Annotated in this window: 13 protein-coding genes; 2 read left to right on the top strand and 11 right to left on the bottom strand. The window is 68.4% G+C overall.

Annotation, left to right across the window (positions count from 1 at the left end):
* Positions 1-3: 3 nt before the first annotated feature.
* Complete coding sequence (locus tag C8D93_RS17000; protein ID WP_110266429.1) at positions 4-915, top strand: bile acid:sodium symporter family protein; 912 nt, start codon at positions 4-6, stop codon at positions 913-915.
* Between the two features lie 46 nt (positions 916-961).
* Complete coding sequence (locus C8D93_RS16995) at positions 962-2026, top strand: energy transducer TonB (RefSeq protein ID WP_170124082.1); 1065 nt, start codon at positions 962-964, stop codon at positions 2024-2026.
* Positions 2027-2032: 6 nt separating this feature from the next.
* On the opposite strand, the gene yihG is transcribed toward C8D93_RS16995, so the two are convergent.
* From yihG to gltB, 11 genes are all read right to left on the bottom strand, one after another.
* A complete protein-coding gene (yihG, locus tag C8D93_RS16990; protein ID WP_110266427.1) occupies positions 2033-2965 on the bottom strand; it encodes a 1-acylglycerol-3-phosphate O-acyltransferase, YihG family in 933 nt (310 codons plus the stop codon).
* Positions 2966-2985: 20 nt separating this feature from the next.
* A complete protein-coding gene (gene hemE / locus C8D93_RS16985; RefSeq protein ID WP_110266426.1) occupies positions 2986-4035 on the bottom strand; it encodes a uroporphyrinogen decarboxylase in 1050 nt (349 codons plus the stop codon).
* An 87-nt stretch (positions 4036-4122) separates the two neighbouring features.
* Complete coding sequence (gene pyrF, locus C8D93_RS16980) at positions 4123-4851, bottom strand: orotidine-5'-phosphate decarboxylase (protein ID WP_110266425.1); 729 nt, start codon at positions 4849-4851, stop codon at positions 4123-4125.
* Positions 4852-4856: 5 nt separating this feature from the next.
* Positions 4857-5165, bottom strand: a complete 309-nt coding sequence (locus C8D93_RS16975) for a CcdB family protein (protein WP_110266424.1) — start codon at positions 5163-5165, stop codon at positions 4857-4859.
* A 5-nt stretch (positions 5166-5170) separates the two neighbouring features.
* Positions 5171-5404 carry a type II toxin-antitoxin system CcdA family antitoxin gene (locus C8D93_RS16970; RefSeq protein ID WP_170124081.1) on the bottom strand — a complete coding sequence of 78 codons (234 nt, stop codon included), beginning with the start codon at positions 5402-5404 and terminating at the stop codon, positions 5171-5173.
* 42 nt (positions 5405-5446) lie between these two features.
* A complete protein-coding gene (hrpA, locus tag C8D93_RS16965; RefSeq protein ID WP_110266422.1) occupies positions 5447-9283 on the bottom strand; it encodes an ATP-dependent RNA helicase HrpA in 3837 nt (1278 codons plus the stop codon).
* Between the two features lie 13 nt (positions 9284-9296).
* The gene (locus C8D93_RS16960; protein ID WP_110266421.1) at positions 9297-9959 is read right to left on the bottom strand and encodes a YceH family protein; all 663 of its coding nucleotides are present in this window, start codon (positions 9957-9959) and stop codon (positions 9297-9299) included.
* A gap of 64 nt (positions 9960-10023) precedes the next feature.
* A complete protein-coding gene (locus tag C8D93_RS16955) occupies positions 10024-11181 on the bottom strand; it encodes a PQQ-dependent sugar dehydrogenase (RefSeq protein ID WP_110266420.1) in 1158 nt (385 codons plus the stop codon).
* 90 nt (positions 11182-11271) lie between these two features.
* Positions 11272-11421 carry a hypothetical protein gene (locus C8D93_RS20775; RefSeq protein ID WP_170124080.1) on the bottom strand — a complete coding sequence of 50 codons (150 nt, stop codon included), beginning with the start codon at positions 11419-11421 and terminating at the stop codon, positions 11272-11274.
* A gap of 176 nt (positions 11422-11597) precedes the next feature.
* Positions 11598-13016: a glutamate synthase small subunit GltD family protein gene (locus tag C8D93_RS16950; protein WP_110266419.1), complete on the bottom strand. Its 1419-nt coding sequence runs from the start codon at positions 13014-13016 to the stop codon at positions 11598-11600.
* 10 nt (positions 13017-13026) lie between these two features.
* Entirely contained in the window at positions 13027-17541 is a 4515-nt protein-coding gene (gene gltB / locus C8D93_RS16945) for a glutamate synthase large subunit (protein ID WP_110266418.1), read from the bottom strand.
* Positions 17542-17688 lie beyond the last annotated feature (147 nt).

Below are 17688 nucleotides of genomic sequence, written 5' to 3'. Positions count from 1 at the left end.
CCGATGCCCAGCGAGATCGACCAGATACAACTGAGTTTCAGCCCCGATGCCGCGCTGGTGCTGCAGGCGATCCTGGCGGTCGTCGTCTTCGGCGTCGCGCTGGAGCTGCGCCTGTCCGACTTTCGTCAACTGCTGCGCGAGCCGCGGCTGGTGCTGATCGGGCTGTCGTCCCAGCTCGTCGCACTGCCGTTGCTGACCCTGCTGCTGGTCGGTATTGCCAAGCCCGCCCCGAGCATCGCACTCGGCCTGATGCTGACCGCCGCCTGCCCCGGCGGCAACATGTCCAACGTGTTGACCCACTGGGCCGGCGGACGCACCAGCCTGTCGATGGCGATGACGACGATCTCGAGCCTGGTCGCGCCGGCGAGCACGCCGATGATCTTCGGCGTGCTCGGCAGCCTGCATCCGGTGACACGCGACGCGATGCGCGATGTCGCGGTCCCGTACAGCGAACTGGTCGGCACGATCGTGCTCGCGCTGGTGATCCCCCTGTTCGTCGGGATGATGCTGGCCGAGCGCCGTCCGGCACTCGCAGCCCGGATGCGGCAGCCGCTCAAGCGCTTCGGGCTCGTCGTCTTCTTCGCGTTCGTCGTCCTCGCGGTCGCGGCGAACCACGCCATCTTCTGGCAGGCGCTGACCGGGATCTTCGTGCTCGTGCTGATCCACAACGCGCTGGCGCTGGCGACCGGCTTCTCGGTGGCGACCCTGCTGCGTACCGGGACCGCCGAGCGCCGTGCGATCACCTTCGAGACCGGCATCCACAACACCGCGCTCGGGTTGACGCTGATCTTCACCTACTTCCAGAACCTCGGCGGCATGGCCCTGGTGGTCGCCTGGTGGGGCATCTGGCACCTGATCACCGGTGGCCTGTTGGCACGGTACTGGGCGCGGCGCCCGGGGCATTCCTCAGGATAAGATGTCCGCAGAAGCTGCCGAGCATGAGCAGCCAAGGGAGCGGTGCATGAAGCGGATGCGATGGGTGTTCGCGTTACCGGCCGTGATCGGTGTCCTGGCGCACGCCGGCGAGCTGCCGCCGTACACCTGCAATCCGCCACAGGCGGGGCGCGGGCAGGCGCTCGAAGCCGAGGTCGAGCAGCGCATTTCCGCCACGCGGGCGCGGCCGACCGTCGAGGCGATCGCCGAACTCGAAACGATGGCCGAAGCGGCGCCGACAGGCAGCTATCTCGATGGCGTACTGGCCTTCGAACGGGCATGGCGCTATATGGACGACGGCCGTGCCGAGCTCACGGCAGAGCAGGCGCACCGGGTGTTGCGGAACGAGTATGTGGAGGGCGCGCGCATCAATCAGATGCGTGCCGTTCTCGCCCAGCTCGCGCGCGATTCGCAGCGCTGGCCGGAGGTGGTCGAGGCACTGCGGCCCGTGGTCGAGCAGCAATGCCGTGCGGTACCCGATACCTACCGCTATCTGCTCGCCGAGGCCTATGTGCACCTGGACGACACCGGCGCTGCGCTGGTGCAGATCGACGCAGCCGAGCCCGCCGACGACGCCGAAGGGATCGGATGGATGCGGGCGGCACTCGCGCACGACTGCGCCGGCGAGCCGGCGGCGTCCTGCGCGGTGCGGGTGCTGCGTTATGCCCAGACACCGGGGCCGAGCGCCGGTCTGCAGGCGCTCGTCAACGACTATCTCGCAACGCTGTCGGGCGTCGATGCGCACCGGCCGATGCTGGAGCAGGCGCGTGCGGCCGGCCTGCTCGACGAGCGTTATCGGCTGATTCCACGGGCGCCGAAGACGCTGACCGAGCTCAAGCCCATCAAACGCGTCGCGCCCACGTATCCGCAAGCAGCGATCCGGCGCGGGCAGCAGGGCTATGTCGAACTGGAGCTCACCGTCGGGCCCACGGGCAAGGTCATCGGCGCACGGGTCGTCGATTCGTCGCCGCCCGGCGTGTTCGACGCTGCCGCGCTCAGAGCCGCATCGCAGGCCCGCTTCCAGCCGGCGACGGAGGATGGCGAACCGGTCGAGACGACCGGGCGCTACACCGTCCAGTTCAAGCTCAGGTAACGGCGGTCAGGGGTGCGCCGGTCGCTGCGCCTGCAGCGCCGGTCGCGCATTGCTCATGCGGTCGAGGCGCGCGTCCTTGCGTGCCCAGACGCCGTTGATCCAGGTTTGGAAGCGCTGGCGGAACTCCGCATCGTTCTCGTAATCGCCGTGCAGCAGATCCGGCGGAATCGGCAGCACGTCGGCGTGAATCGCGAGCTGGTCCTGTTCGCCGCAGGCGAAGCTCCACAGCAGCGGCTTGGGCGTCGGCCGGTAGGCGATGGTCACGTCGATGACGCCGGCAAACTGCTCGCCCATCGCGTTGAGCGTGAAGCTCATGCCGCCGGCCTTGGGCCGCAGCAGATGGCGATAGGGCGACTGGCGCGCGACGCGCTTGGTTTCGGTGAAGCGCGTGCCTTCGAGGAAGTTGATCACCGTGACCGGCTCGGTCCTGTACAGCTCGCAGGCACGGCGCGTGGTTTCGAGGTCCTGGTGACGCAGTTCCGGATGGGCCTGCAGCGCACGCCGGTCGTGACGGCGCATGAAAGGAAAATCCATCGCCCAGCAGGCGAGGCCGATGACGGGCACGTAGATGAGTTCCCACTTCAGGAAGAAGCGGGGAAACGGCGCACGCGCGTGCAGCAGGTCGAACAGCACGACGATGTCCGCCCAGGACTGGTGGTTGCTGATCACCAGGTAGTTCCTGCCGGGCTCAAGCTGTGCGCGCAGGTCCACCTCCCACTGCTCGGCATGCAGCAAGCGGAACAGCAGCTTGTTGTTGCGCACCCAGTTGGTGGCGATCCAGATGCAGTAGTGCGCGCAGGCGCGTTGCAGCGGCCGGTAGGGAACCAGCTTGAGCAGGATGGCCGGCGACAGCAGGAGAAAGCAGGTGGTCATCCAGCCGATCATCGCGACCACCGTGAGAACGCCGATGGCACTGGGCGGGAAGATCACCGAGAGCATCGCGGTACTCCGGGCAGGCGCTAGGCGTGGAACGCCGGGCTCAGGTTGCGCACCGCCTCGATCATCGCGGCGGCATGCTCGGGCGGCGTCTGCTGCAGGATGCCGTGGCCGAGGTTGAATACGTGGCCGGGGCCCTTGCCGTAGCTGTCGAGCACGCGGGCGACGGCGGCCTCGATGCGCGCGGGCTGCGCCAGCAGCCAGGTCGGGTCGAGGTTGCCCTGCAGGGCGACGCGCGTACCGACGCGTGACCGCGCGCTGCCGAGGTCGGTCGTCCAGTCGAGGCCGAGCGCGTCGCAGCCGGTTTCGGCCATCGCCTCGAGGTGCTGGCCGCCGTTCTTGGTGAACAGGATCACCGGCGTCTCGGGGGCCACGCGCTTGAGGTGTTCGACGATGCGCGCCATCGGTTCGAGCGAGAACTGCACGTAGTCGGCCGGCGACAGCACGCCACCCCAGGTGTCGAAGATCATCAGCGCGTCGGCGCCGGCGCGCTGCTGCGCTTCGAGGTAGAGGCTCACCGATGCGGCGAGCTTGGCCAGCAGGCTGTCGAGTGCCTCCGGCGCGTCGTAGGCCATGCGCTTGATCGTGTGGAAGTCCGAGCCGCCGGCACCTTCGATCATGTAGGTGGCCAGCGTCCACGGGCTGCCGGCGAAGCCGATCAGCGGTAGTCGCGAACCGAGCGCGCCGCGGATCGTGCGCACCGCGTCCATCACGTAGCGCAGCTCGGTTTCCGGATCGGGCACGCCGAGCGCCTCGATGGCGTGCGCGTCGCGCACCGGGCGATCGAACACCGGCCCCTCCCCTTCGACGAAGCGCAGCCCCAGCCCCATCGCATCGGGCACGGTGAGGATGTCGGAGAACAGGATCGCGGCATCGAGACCGAAGCGGTCGAGCGGTTGCAGCGTGACCTCGCAGCACAGTTCCGGGCTGCGGCACAGGCTCATGAAGTCACCGGCGCGCGCGCGGGTGGCCTTGTACTCCGGCAGGTAGCGGCCGGCCTGGCGCATCATCCACAAGGGGGTGCGGTCGACGGGCTGGCGCCGGAGCGCACGCAGGAAACGATCGTTGTCCACGTGTACGTCCTATACAAGCCGGCGCCATCCATGGCGCCGACTTTCCAAACAAGCAGGGCAGTTCGTTTCGTTGATCATCGGCCTAGCTTAGAGCGTGTTCCCAGCGCGTGCCTGAACGGCCGCGGCAATCTCGGCCTGAATCGCCAGTGCTATCGCGCGCGGATCGGCCGCGTCGCGGATCGGACGGCCGACGACCAGGTAGTCGGCGCCCGCGGCGATGGCGGCCGCCGGCGTCATGATGCGCTTCTGGTCGGCCTCGACGCGGTTCTCCACCGGCCGGATGCCCGGCGTCACGCAGATCAGTTCGCGCGGCGCTTCGCGGCGCAGGCGTTCGACTTCGAGGCCCGACGAGACGACGCCGTCGCAGCCGGCCGCAAGCGCCCGGCGCGCACGCGACAGCACGAGGTCGGCCACATCGCACGCGAAGCCCAGATCGTTCAGGTCGCCCCGGTCGAGACTGGTCAATGCGGTGACCGCGAGCACCTTCAGCGTGCCGGACTTCGCCTTGGCGGCGGCCTCCATGATCGACTGGTTGCCGTGGATCGTGCAGAAGTCGGCGCCGCGTTCGGCCAGGTTGCGCACCGCGCGCGCGACGGTTTCCGGGATGTCGAAGAACTTCAGATCGACGAAGACCTTCCTGTCCTGCACCTTCAGCCATTCGAGCAGCTCGAAGAAGCCGGGCGCCATCAGCAGTTCCATGCCGATCTTGTAGAAGCGCACGGCATCGCCGAGCGTGTTCACCTGCGCGCGCGCGGCGTCGGCGGTGGGAACGTCGAGGGCGACGATGAGGCGGTCGGCGGAAGGGATGGTGTTCAAGCGTTTCAGTGTCCAGTGAACAGGAAGTCGACGGCCGCGAGGATTTCGTCGCGCCGATCGGACAAGTCGGCAACCACTTCGTTCAACTCGCGCTCGTCGAGTGCAGCAAGGTCGGAAAAGGACGCCACAACCGCCGCACCATCAACCGTCAATTCGAGGTTCAGCCGCGAGTACAGCATCTCGTAACCGCTCCTGCGCACCAACGGCACGACAATACGCGAGGAGGTCGTGACCAGATTCGATTGCACGTCGAGCAGGAACGGGATTTCGCCTCGACTGGGTCGGCGATTGCGATAGACCTTGTATTGAGCCATCCGCGTCAGAACGCGATCAGATCCTTGTTCAACATGCCATCGCGCGCGATGCGTTGCCGGTGGTACTCGATGGCCTCGCGGTTCTCTTCCTGCCAGCGCCGCGCCGCCTCCTCGCGTTGCCGCTGCAGCAGGGTTTCTTCGAGAACCTGCGATAGATTCAGCTTGGCCTGACGCGCGTACTGCACCATGTCGGCTCGCACCGTCAGGTTCAGTCGTTGCTTTGCTGTCGACGACGTCATGCCGGGCTCCATGCGCATATGTATGCGCATGGTAAGGCGCATTCAGGGCTGGCGCAAAGCGTCGTCGACCTTGCTTGCCGTCGGTCCGCCCTGCGCCCGCAACTCCTGCGCAAACAAGGCGATGCGCCACTCCTCCAGGACCCAGCGGGCCGCATGGAACGGCGCCGGCAAGCGGGCCGACAACGGTGCGAGCTGGCGGGTGAGGTCGTCGTCGCGCGCCGGCTTGTTGGGTAGCCGTTCCAGGCGCACGTCGATGGCGCGCAGGTACAGCGCGACGCGCGGCCACTGCGCATCCGGAATCGCGGCGACGAAGCCGTCCGCGAACAGGCTGTCGAGCTGACCGCGCAGGTCGGCCAGCGATGCCGGCCAGCGTTCGCCGAGGCTGCGCAGGCGCGCGCGCAGCTCGCGCGCCTTGTTCAGCCAATTCTGTACCTCGTCGAGCCGGCGTTGCGCGTCGATCGAGAATGCGCCGCGACTCTCCAGAGCGCTCTGGAACGCCGCACGGCTGCGCGGCGCGCCGTCGCGCAGCAGCACGGACTCGGCGCTGCGCGCGGCGAGCTGCTGCGTGATTGCGTCGATGTCCAGCGCGAACGCCGGCGCGAGCATGCCGAGCTTGCTGCGCACGCTCTTGCCGAGATCGCGCAAGCGGTCGGGCATGCGGGCGAGCAGCAGGGCGCGCACGCCGACGCGATGCGCCGCCTGCGCGGCGTCCGGCGACTCGAACAGACGCAGGTCGATCCGCGTGCCGTCGACGGCCAGGCCCGGCCACGCATGTGCGCCCGAGGCCAGTTGCACCTGTTCCGGCAGATCGTCGAAATCCCAGTCGGTGATCTCGCGGCGGCTCCATCGGGCGAGCACCGGATCGGTGGCCGCCGCACGGTTCAGGGCGGTGCGCGCGGCGTCGCGGTGGCGGTGCTGCAGCCCGTACAGCGAGTCCGCAGTTCCGAGGATCGTGCCCTGCGCATCCTCGAGCTGGAAACGCGGCCGCAGATGCGCATCGAGCCGGGCGGGGTCGAAATCCTCCGGCGCCACAGCAGCGCCGGTCATCGCGGTCAGCGCCGCGCACAGGCGCGCGAGCAGATCGCCGCCGTGCGGTTCGAGCCGTGCCGCCGCGGCCTGCGCGAACTCGGCGGCCGGGGTGAAAGCGCGGCGCTGGCGGTTGGGCAGCGTACGGATCAGGCCCTCGATCCGCGCCGCCAGCAGCCCCGGCACCAGCCAGTCGAAGTCCGCCGCCTGCAGCGCATGGACCTGGGCGAGCGGAATGTGGAAGGTGACACCGTCATGCTCGGCACCGGGCTCGTGGTGATACGACAGCCCGATGCGCACACCGCCGATATCGAGATGATCCGGAAACTGATCCTCGATGGCCGTCGAGGCCCCGGGCCGCAGGGCATCGGTCTCGGTCATCGCCAGGCGCGCGGTCGCGCTGCGCTGACGCGGGTCCTTGAGCAGGCGCTTGAGCGCCGCGGTGGTGCAGATGTCCGCCGCCAAGCGCGCGTCGTAGAACGCGAACAGCTGCGCGTCGTCCGCGAGCAGGTCCGGTCGGCGCAGGCGGGCTTCCTTGTCGCGGATCTGATCGACCAGCTGCAGGTTCTGGTCGAGAAACGCCGGCTTGCGCTGCATGCGCCCGCCGACCAGGGCTTCGCGGATGAAGATCTCGCGCGCCTCGGCCGGATGGGTCGAGCCGTAGTGACGCGGTCGCGTCAGCAGCGGCAGGCCGAGCAGGGTCAGGTGCTCGGTGGCGGACACCTCGCCGCGCTCGACGTTCCAGGTCGGATGCAGGAGCCGGCGCTGGACCAAGTGACCGCCGACGCTCTCCAGCCAGGCCGGTTCGATCGCGGCATTGGTGCGCGCGAACAGGCGCGAGGTCTGCGCGAGCTGCGCGCTCATGATCCACGGTGGGGTCTTCTTCGCGAGCGCCGAGCCCGGGTGCACGAAGAAACGCCGGCCCTTGGGGCCCTGGTAGTCACCGGACTCCGGCAGCTTCTGGCCGATGTGGTCGATCAGTCCGGCGAGCAGTGCCTGGTGGATGGGCGCGTACTGCGCCTCGAGCGACTCGGCCGTCCAGCCGGCAGCATCATCCGGCGCGCGTCGCGGCGCGTCGCCGGGCTTGCGCAACAGGTCGACGATCTGCCGGTGCACGGCCTCCCATTCCTCCATGCGCAGGAACGAGACGTAGTGTTCGCGGCACAGCTTGCGCAGCTGGCGGTTCGAGTGCGCGGCGCTCCATTCGCGCCAGCGCTGCCACAGCAGCAGCAGCGACAGGAAGTCGGAGCGCCTGTGCCGCCACTGCGCATGCTTCTGGCGTGCGGCGTCCTGGGCATCAGCCGGTACCTCGTGCGGGTCCTGCACCGACATCGCCGCTGCGAGCACGAAGATCGCCTCGCGCGCGGCATTGTCGCGGCCGGCGAGCGCAATGCGCGCGACGCGCGGGTCCAGCGGCAGGCGCGCGATCTCGCGGCCCAGCGCGGTCAGACGTCCGCCGTCGTCGAAAGCGCCCAGCGTCTGCAGCACGCGGTAGGCCTCGGCGACGTGCCGGCCTTCCGGCGGATCGACCCACGGGAACTCGTCGACGCGACCGAGGCCGAGCGCCGCCATCTGCAGGATCACGCCCGCGAGATTGGCGCGCTTGATCTCGGGATCGGTGAACGGCGGCCGCGCGGCGAAGTCGTCCTCGGCGTACAGCCGCACGCAGATCCCCGGACCGAGGCGACCGCAGCGCCCGGCACGCTGGTTGGCGGCGGCCTGCGACACCGGCTCGATCTGCAGTTGCTGCACGCCGGTGCGCGGCGCGTAGCGGTTGAGCCGCGCCATGCCGGTGTCGATCACGTAGCGGATGCCCGGTACCGTCAGCGAGGTCTCGGCAACGTTGGTCGCGAGCACGATGCGCGGCTTGCTGCTGCGACCGAAGACCTTGTCCTGCGCGGTCGCGGCGAGGCGCGAGTACAGCGGCAGGATCTCGGCACGCGGGAATCGTCCTTCGAGCACGCGCGCGGCATCGCGGATTTCACGCTCGCCCGGCAGGAAGACCAGGATGTCGCCCTGGGGCGAGCCGCGCCACAGCGATTCGGCGGCCGCGGCGATCGCGCCTTCGAGATCGGCATCGTCGTCCGCCGGCCGGTAGCGCATCTCGACCGGCCAGGTGCGGCCGGAAACCTGCAGGATCGGCGCGTCGTTGAAGTGTCGCGACAGTCGCTCGGGGTCGAGCGTGGCCGAGGTGACGATGAGCTTCAGGTCCGGGCGCTGCGGCAGGATGCGCTTGAGCCAGCCGAGCAAAAAATCGATGTTGAGGCTGCGCTCGTGCGCCTCGTCGATGATGATCGTGTCGTAGGCATTGAGCTGATGATCGCGCGCCAGCTCGGCGAGCAGGATGCCGTCGGTCATCAACTTGACCAGGGACTGTTCCGACACGCGGCGGTCGAAACGCGTTTCGTAGCCGACCAGCCCGCCGAGCGGCGAGTCCAGCTCCGAGGCGATGCGGTGGGCCACGCTGCGCGCGGCGAGCCGTCGCGGCTGCGTGTGACCGATCAGGCCGCGCGTGCCGCGGCCGAGCTCCAGGCACAGCTTGGGCAGCTGCGTGGTCTTGCCGGAGCCGGTCTCGCCGCAGACGACGACGACCTGATGCGTGCGGATCGCTTCGAGCAGTTCCTCGCGCGCCTGCGAGACCGGCAGCTCGGCCGGATAGTCGATCCGCGACGGGCGCAGGCGCTGCCGGTTCTCGGCCTTCAGCTGCGCCTGCTGCACGTCGCGTTCGAAGCGCGCGGCGTCGAAGCGCGGCGGCCTCGCACGTGCGAGCTGGGCGGCCAGACGCGCGGCATCGCGCTGCAGCAGGGTGTCCTTCGCTGCGGCGAGCTGTCCGCGCAGCGCGTCGAGATCCATCAGCGGCGCGGGATCAGCCGGCGTCGCCGGGGGAGGGTCCGATGCCCAGCTGCGCCTCGAGTCCGGCCATGCGTGCTTCGAGCGCGGCCACGCGCTCGCGCAGGGCGACGATTTCGTCGTTCGCCGGCGCGGCGGCCGCGGCGCTGCGGGGACTGGCCGGCGCCACCGCATCGGCGGCCGGCTCGCCGCACAGCAGGTGCGCCCAGCGCGCCGCCGACTGCCCGGGTGCGCGGGCGAGCTCGGTCACCAGCGGCTGCGCCCGGTCGGCGAGATCGGCGAGTGCTGCCTGCACGCCATCGAGATCGGTGGGGCCGTTGAGCGCCTCGGCATGCGCACGCAGCTCGGCCTGGGTCTGCGCCCCGCGCAGCATCAGCGCGACCAGCACCGCCAGGGTCTCGGGCTTGAGCATCATCTGGTGCTGGAACTGGTGGCGCCATTTCTGCGCGCGCGCCGAGAAGCTGTCCCGCACGACGAGCTTGCGTTCCTCGAGGCTGTTCAGCGCGTTGCCGACGTCGCCTTCGCTCAGGCTCATCACCGGATGGCGCGAGGTCTTCTGGTTGGCCGCCAGCATGATGCCGTTGACCGTCATCGGGTAGTACTGCGGTGTCGTGATCGACTTCTCGACCAGCACGGCGACGACGCGCGCTTCGGCTGGTGACAGCTGGAGCTCGGACATGGGGGTTCGGACGGCGGCAGGGGGCGCTAAAGATACAGATAGTCGCGCGTGAGCGGCACTGGCCTCAGTTGGTGTTCGCCAGACCGATACGCAGCACGCGGCCGTCGGCCTCGTCGGTGAGCAGGTACAGGGCGCCGTCCGGACCGAGGCGTACGTCGCGGATGCGCCGGTTGAGGCCTTCGAGCAGGCGCTCCTCGTGCACCACCGTCTCGCCCTCGAGCTCCAGCCGCACGAGCTGACCGAACTTCAGTGAGCCGACGAACAGGTTGCCGCGCCACGGGGCGAAGCGCTCCGCGGTGTAGAACGCCATGCCGCTGGTTGCGATCGACGGCACCCAGTGGTGGATCGGCTGCGCCATGCCCGGTGCTTCGGTGATGCCGTCGCCGACCGGGGCTCCCGAGTAGTCCCGACCATAGGTGATCACCGGCCAGCCGTAGTTCACGCCGGCGCGCACGACGTTGAGCTCGTCTCCGCCCATGGGGCCGTGCTCGTTCAGCCACAGCATGCCGGTATCGGGATGCAGCGCCGCACCCTGCGGATTGCGGTGGCCGTAAGACCAGATCTCGGGCCTGCTCTTGCCGCCGTCCGCGTACGGGTTGTCGGGCGGAACCGAACCGTCCGCCTGGATGCGGACGACCTTGCCGAAGTGATTTTCCAGCGCCTGCGCCGCCTCGCGATCCTTTGCCGCGCCCCGGGCCGTGTTGCGTTCGCCGAGCGTGACGTACAGCCGCCGCCGGTCGTCGAACACCAGACGCGAGCCGTAGTGGTGCTGTCCCTCCCAGTCCGGGCGCTGCCGGAAAATGACGGTGACGTCTTCGAGCGCCTCGTCGGTCAGTCGGGCATGCGCGACGGCGGTGCCGTTGCGGCCGCCGCGCGGCTCGGCGTAGCTGAAGTAGATGCGTCGCGAGTCGGCATAGTCGGGCGCGAGCACCACGTCGAGCAGGCCGCCCTGCCCGCGCGCATGCACCTCAGGGACCTGCTCCAGCGGCGCCGACACGGTGCCGTCGGCCGCGATCAGGCGCATGCGCCCCGGACGCTCGGTCACGAGCATGCGCCCGTCCGGCAGGATGGCGAGCGACCAGGGGTGCTCCAGGCCGCTCGCGACCTCCGTGACGACGACGGGACCGTGCTCGCTGTCGAAGCGTTGCGCCGCCTCGGCGGCAGCGGCGCTGCCGGCGGCGGTGGTGAGGACGATGCCGGCCAGCAGACGTGGACGAAGCATGGCGACTCCTTTCGGGACGTGCCTGTTCGACCGGGGCCGGCCGCATCCGTTCAGCTATCCGGGCCGGTTTGACGAATCGTCGGCGTACCGTCAGGTGTTGTCGTCGATCTCGTCGCCGACTTCCTCGACCGCTTCGCTCGCGCGGTCGCCGAGGGACTCGTCGTTGTCGCCGACATAGGCAAACAGCAGCAGGCCGGCGACGACGATCACGGCGCCGAGCAGCAGGACTTTCCAGTTCATGGGATCGGTTCCTCGCGTGAAGGTTGCGAGGACGGTGGATCAGGAAGCGTGCCGCGGCTTGCCGGACGCAGGAACAAGGGCTTGCGCGCGCAGCAACCGTCGCGAGCGTGCAAGATGCCCGCTCGCGACGAAGACTGCTGCAGTTCGACGGATCGTCGTTCCGGTTTCGTGCGCGCTCAGACGCCGAGGTAGTCGAGGATGCCCTCGGCCGCCTCGCGGCCTTCGAACACCGCAGTGACGACGAGATCCGAACCCCGGACCATGTCGCCGCCCGAGAAGATCTTCGGGTTCGAGGTCTGGAACTTGTGCTTGGCCAGCACTTCGCCGTTGACCTTCATGCGGCCGTCCTCGTGCAGCTTGAGGCCGTGGTCGCCGAACCACGGCGCCGGACTGGGCCGGAAGCCGAAGGCGACGATGACGCGGTCGGCCTCGATGATCTCCTCGGAGCCCTCGACCACCTCCGGCCTGCGCCGGCCGCGCGCATCGGGCTTGCCGAGCTGCGTGGTGACGAGCTTGACGCCTTCGACCTTGCCATTGCCGACGATCTCGACCGGCTGGCGGTTCCACAGGAACTCGACGCCCTCTTCCTTGGCGTTGGCGACTTCACGACGCGAGCCGGGCATGTTGGCCTCGTCGCGGCGGTAGGCGCAGGTGACGCTTTCGGCGCCCTGACGGATCGAGGTGCGATTGCAGTCCATCGCCGTGTCGCCGCCGCCGAGCACCACGACGCGCTGGCCCTCGACGTTGTAGTCGGCGTCGCCCGGGCGCGCCTCGCCGAGCATGCCGTTGACGTTGGCAATGAGAAACGGCAGCGCCTCGAAGACGCCGGGCAGATCCTCGCCGGGGAAACCGCCCTTCATGTAGTTGTACGTGCCCATGCCGAGGAACACGGCGTCGTAGTCCTTCAGTAGCTTCTCGAACGCGAGGTCCTTGCCGATCTCGACGCCGAGCCGGAACTCGACGCCCATGCCCTCGAGGATCTTGCGCCGCGTCTTGACGACGTCCTTCTCCAGCTTGAACGGCGGGATGCCGTAGGTCAGCAGGCCGCCGATCTCCTGGTACTTGTCGAAGACGATCGGCTTGACGCCGTTGCGCGCGAGGATGTCGGCGCAGCCCAGACCTGCCGGGCCGGCGCCGACGATCGCCACCTTCTTGCGTGTCCACTTGACCTTGGACATGTCCGGGCGCCAGCCCTGCTTGACCGCCTCGTCGGTGATGTACTTCTCGACCGAACCGATGGTCACGGCGCCGAAGCCGTCGTTGAGCGTGCAGGCGCCTTCGCACAAACGGTCCTGCGGGCAGACGCGACCGCAGATCTCCGGCAGCGAGTTGGTCGCGTGCGACATCTCGGCAGCGGCGAACAGGTTGCCTTCCTCGACCAGCTTGAGCCAGTTCGGGATGAAGTTGTGCACCGGGCACTTCCACTCGCAGTACGGATTGCCGCAGGCGAGGCAGCGGCCGGACTGCGCCTTGGCTGCTTCCGGCTGGAACTGGCCGTAGATCTCGCGGAAGTCGTGGATACGCACTTCCACCGGCGTCTTCGCCGGGTCCTGCCGCGGCAGGTCGAGGAACTGGTTGACGTTCTTTGCACCCATGTCTTTGTCCTCAGGCCGCGGCGCGCACGGAATCGATCAGCGAGCCGATTTCGGCGGCACGCGGCTTCACCAGCCAGAACTTGCCGACGTAATCGGCCCAGTCCGACAGGATGGCCTGCGCCCACTTCGAGCCGGTGACCTTGGCGTAGTCGCCGACGAGGTTGCGCAGGTAGTTCTCGTGCGCCTCCATCGATTCCGACACGACGCGGTGGATGTCGATCAATTCGTGGTTGTAGCGGTCGACGAAGTTGCGCTTCTCGTCGAGCACATAGGCGAACCCGCCGGTCATGCCGGCGCCGAAGTTCACGCCGGTGCGACCGAGCACGACGACCACGCCACCGGTCATGTACTCGCAGCCGTGATCGCCGCAGCCTTCGATGACCGCGTGCGCGCCGGAGTTGCGCACGGCGAAACGCTCGCCGGCAACGCCCGCGGCGTACAGCGTGCCGCCGGTGGCGCCATACAGGCAGGTGTTGCCGATGATCGCGGCCTCGCGCGTCTCGTAGCGCACGCCCTTGGGCGGCTTGACGACGATGCGGCCGCCGGCCATGCCCTTGCCGACGTAGTCGTTGGCATCGCCCTCCAGTTCCAGGTTCAGGCCGCCGGCGTTCCACACACCGAAGGACTGCCCGGCCGTGCCCTTCAGGCGGATCGTGATCGGCTTGTCGGACATGCCCAGGTTGCCGTGGCGGCGCGCGATCTCGCCGGACAGGCGGGCGCCGATCGAGCGGTGCCGGTTCTGCACGGTGTAGTGGAAGATGCCGCCGGTCTTGTGCTCGATCGCCGGCAGGCAGTCCTGCAGCATCGCCTCCGCCAGCTCGCCCTTGTCGAAGGGCTCGTTGTTGAACATGCAGTACTGCGCGCTCGGCAGCACCATGCCGGCCGATTCGAGGATCGGCTTCAGGTCGAGGTTGCGCGCCTTCGCGGTCTCGGCCTCGTCGATCTCGAGCAGGTCGGTGCGGCCGATCAGCTCGGCCACCGAGCGCACGCCCAGCGCCGCCAGCCACTCGCGCGTCTCCTCGGCGACGAAGCGGAAGTAGTTCATCACCATTTCCGGCAGACCGATGAAGTGCTCGAGGCGCAGCACCTGGTTCTGCGTCGCCACGCCGGTGGCGCAGTTGTTCAGATGGCAGATGCGCAGGTACTTGCAGCCGAGCGCGACCATCGGCGCGGTACCGAAGCCGAAGGACTCGGCACCGAGGATCGCCGCCTTGATGACGTCGAGGCCGGTCTTGAGACCGCCGTCGGTCTGCACCCGCACCTTGTCGCGCAGGTTGTTCATGCGCAGCGTCTGGTGCGTCTCCGACAGGCCCAGTTCCCACGGCGTGCCGGCGTACTTGACCGAGGTCAGCGGCGAGGCGCCGGTGCCGCCGTCATAGCCGGAGATGGTGATCAGGTCGGCGTAGGCCTTGGCCACGCCGGCCGCGATGGTGCCGACGCCCGGGCCGGACACCAGCTTGACCGACACCAGTGCCTGCGGGTTGACCTGCTTCAAGTCGAAGATCAGCTGCGCGAGATCCTCGATCGAGTAGATGTCATGGTGCGGCGGCGGGCTGATCAGTGCGACGCCCGGCTTGGAGTAGCGCAGCCGCGCGATCATGTCGTTGACCTTGTCGCCGGGCAGCTGGCCGCCTTCGCCGGGCTTGGCGCCCTGCGCGACCTTGATCTGCAGCACCTCGGCGTTGACCAGGTAGTGCGGGGTGACGCCGAAGCGGCCCGAGGCCACCTGCTTGATCTTCGACATCTTCTCGGTGCCGTAGCGCGCCGGGTCCTCGCCGCCCTCGCCCGAGTTGCTGCGACCGCCGAGGCGGTTCATCGCGATGGCCAGCGCCTCGTGCGCTTCGGGCGAGAGGGCGCCCAGCGACATGCCGGCGGAATCGAAGCGCTTGAGGATGGCTTCGGCCGACTCGACTTCCTCGACCGGGATCGGCTCGGCCGCCTTGAGCTTGAACATGTCGCGGATCGTCGCCACCGGACGCTCGTTGACATGCTGTGCGAAAAGCTTGTATTCGGTGTAGTCGCCGGACTTGACCGCGCGTTGCAGCGTGGCGATCACGTCGGGGTTGTAGGCGTGGTACTCGCCGCCGTGGATGTACTTGTACAGGCCGCCCTGCTCGATCGGCTTGCGTGCGCTCCAGGCGATATCGGCGAGGCCGTCCTGCTCCTCGTGCAGGTCGGCGAAGCGGGCGCCGCCGATGCGCGAGACCGTGCCCTCGAAGCACAGGTCGATGACCTCGTCGTGCAGGCCCACAGCCTCGAACAGCTGCGCCCCGCGGTAGCTCGAGATGGTGCTGATGCCCATCTTCGAGATGATCTTGTACAGACCCTTGTTGATGCCCTTGCGGTACGACTGCGCGAGCGCCTCCGGTGCCTTCTTCTTGACCTGGCCGGAGCGCACCATCTCGTAGAGCGTGGCGTAGGCCAGATACGGATAGATCACGCTTGCGCCGTAGCCGATCAGGCAGGCGAAGTGGTGGGGGTCGCGCGCGGTCGCGGTCTCGACGACGATGTTGCAGTCGCAGCGCAGCCCCGCGTGCACCAGGCGGTTGTTGACCGCGCCGACCGCGAGCAGCGCATGCACCGGCAGCTTGCCGCGCTCGATCGCGCGGTCGGACAGCACGATGATGACCTTGCCGGACTGCACCGCGGCGATGGCCTCGTCGCAGATGTGCTCGACCGCCGCCTTGAGGCCCAGCGCCGGGTCGTAGTTGAGGTCGATGACGTGATGCGCATACGCGGCGTCGTCGTTGCCGACGGCCATCAGGCGCTTGAACTTGGCCTCGGACAGCACGGGCGAATCGATCAGCAGGCGCGCGGCGCGCTCCGGCGTCTCCTCGAACATGCCCTTCTCGACGCCGAGCTGGCATTCGAGCGACATCACGATCTGCTCGCGCAGCGGATCGATCGGCGGATTGGTCACCTGGGCGAACATCTGCCGGAAATAGTCGTAGACCGAGCGCGCCTGTCCCGACAGCACCGCGAACGGCGTGTCGTCGCCCATCGAGCCCACGGCTTCCTGCCCGGCCTCGGACAGCGGGCGCAGGACCTGGTCGCGCTCCTCGAAGGTGAGCTGGAACATCTTGTGGTAGGTGGCCACCATGTCCGGCGGCATCACGTCGAGCGCGTTCGGGTCGTCCGACAGCGAGGCCTCCAGGCGCCTCATCTGCGTCTTCAGCCACTGCTTGTAGGGCTTGCGGCCGGCCAACATCCGGTCGATGTCGTCCGGACGCAGCAGGGCACCGGTCTCGGTGTCGACCGCGAGGATCTCGCCCGGGCGCAGGCGGCCCTTCTCGACCACGTCCTGCGGCTTGAAGTCATGCACGCCGATCTCCGACGCCAGCACGATATGGCGATCGGCGGTGATCACGTAGCGCGCGGGCCGCAGGCCGTTGCGGTCGAGCGCGCAGGCGGCGTAACGGCCGTCCGTCAGCACGACGCCGGCAGGGCCGTCCCAGGGCTCCATGTTCACCGAGTTGTACTCGTAGAAGGCGCGCACGTCGGGATCGAGATCCTCGACGTTCTGCCAAGCCGGCGGGATCAGTGCGCGCATGGCCTGGAACACGTCCATGCCGCCGGCCAGCAGCACCTCGAGCATGTTGTCGAGCGACTGCGAGTCCGAGCCGTCCATGTTCACCAGCGGCGCGATCTCCTCGATGTCCGGCAGGTCGGCGCACTGGAACTTCTTCGCGCGGGCCAGCGCCCACTTGCGGTTGCCCGAGATAGTGTTGATCTCGCCGTTGTGCGCGAGGTAGCGGAACGGATGGCACAGCTGCCAGCGCGGCAGCGTATTGGTCGAGAAGCGCTGGTGGAACACGCACATCGACGATTCCAGCGCCGGGTCGGCCAGATCCGGATAGAACGCCGGCAGCAGCTCCGGCATCACCAGGCCCTTGTAGACGATGACGCGGCACGACAGGTGCGTGATGTAGAACTCGCGGTCGCCTTCCGCGGCCAGCAGCTTCTCGGCACGGCGGCGAGCCTTGAACAGCTTGAGTTCGAACGCGAACTTGTGCAGGCCGGCCGGCGGCACGATGAAGGCCTGCTCGATCTTCGGCAGCGCGCGCAGCGCCTCTTCGCCGAGCGCCGTCTGGTCGGTCGGCACCTCGCGATAGCCGAGCAGCGTCAGGCCGTGCAGCTCCAGGCTTTCCTTGAGCGCGGCCTTGGCCCGATTGCGGCGCTTGGCGTCCTGCGAAAAGAAGATGTTGCCGGCGCAGTACAGACTCTGGCTGTCCGCACCGAGATCGAAGCCGAGCTTCGCGGCTTCGCGGCGCAGGAACGCGTCGGGCTTCTTCATCAGCAGGCCGCAACCGTCGCCGGTCTTGCCGTCGGCGGCGACGGCGCCACGATGGGTCATGCGGTGCAGCGCGGTCACAGCCGTCTGCACGAGCTTGTGGCTGGCCTGGTCGTCCATGTGGGCAATCAGGCCGAAACCGCAGCTGTCGCGCTCGAAACTTTCCCGGTACAGGCCGTAACCGGCCTGCGGCGTGAGACCGGCAGGGCGGTCGAAATGCTCGCGATCCAACATCGGGCTGGCTCCAAAAAAACACAGCAGGAATCCCCGTTTGAGGCGGCGCGGGGCGCGGAAGTGTGCGCCGCGACTGTTCCGGCTGCAAATGTTTTACCTCGCCTTTGCAGAAGGTGAAAAAACGCCCAATTGATTCAACGTGTTGTC

This window comes from Sinimarinibacterium flocculans, assembly GCF_003201205.1.
GTDB lineage: Bacteria > Pseudomonadota > Gammaproteobacteria > Nevskiales > Nevskiaceae > Solimonas > Solimonas flocculans.
The sequence above is the reverse complement of the archived record's forward strand: the minus strand, read 5'-3'. Positions and strand labels throughout refer to the sequence as shown.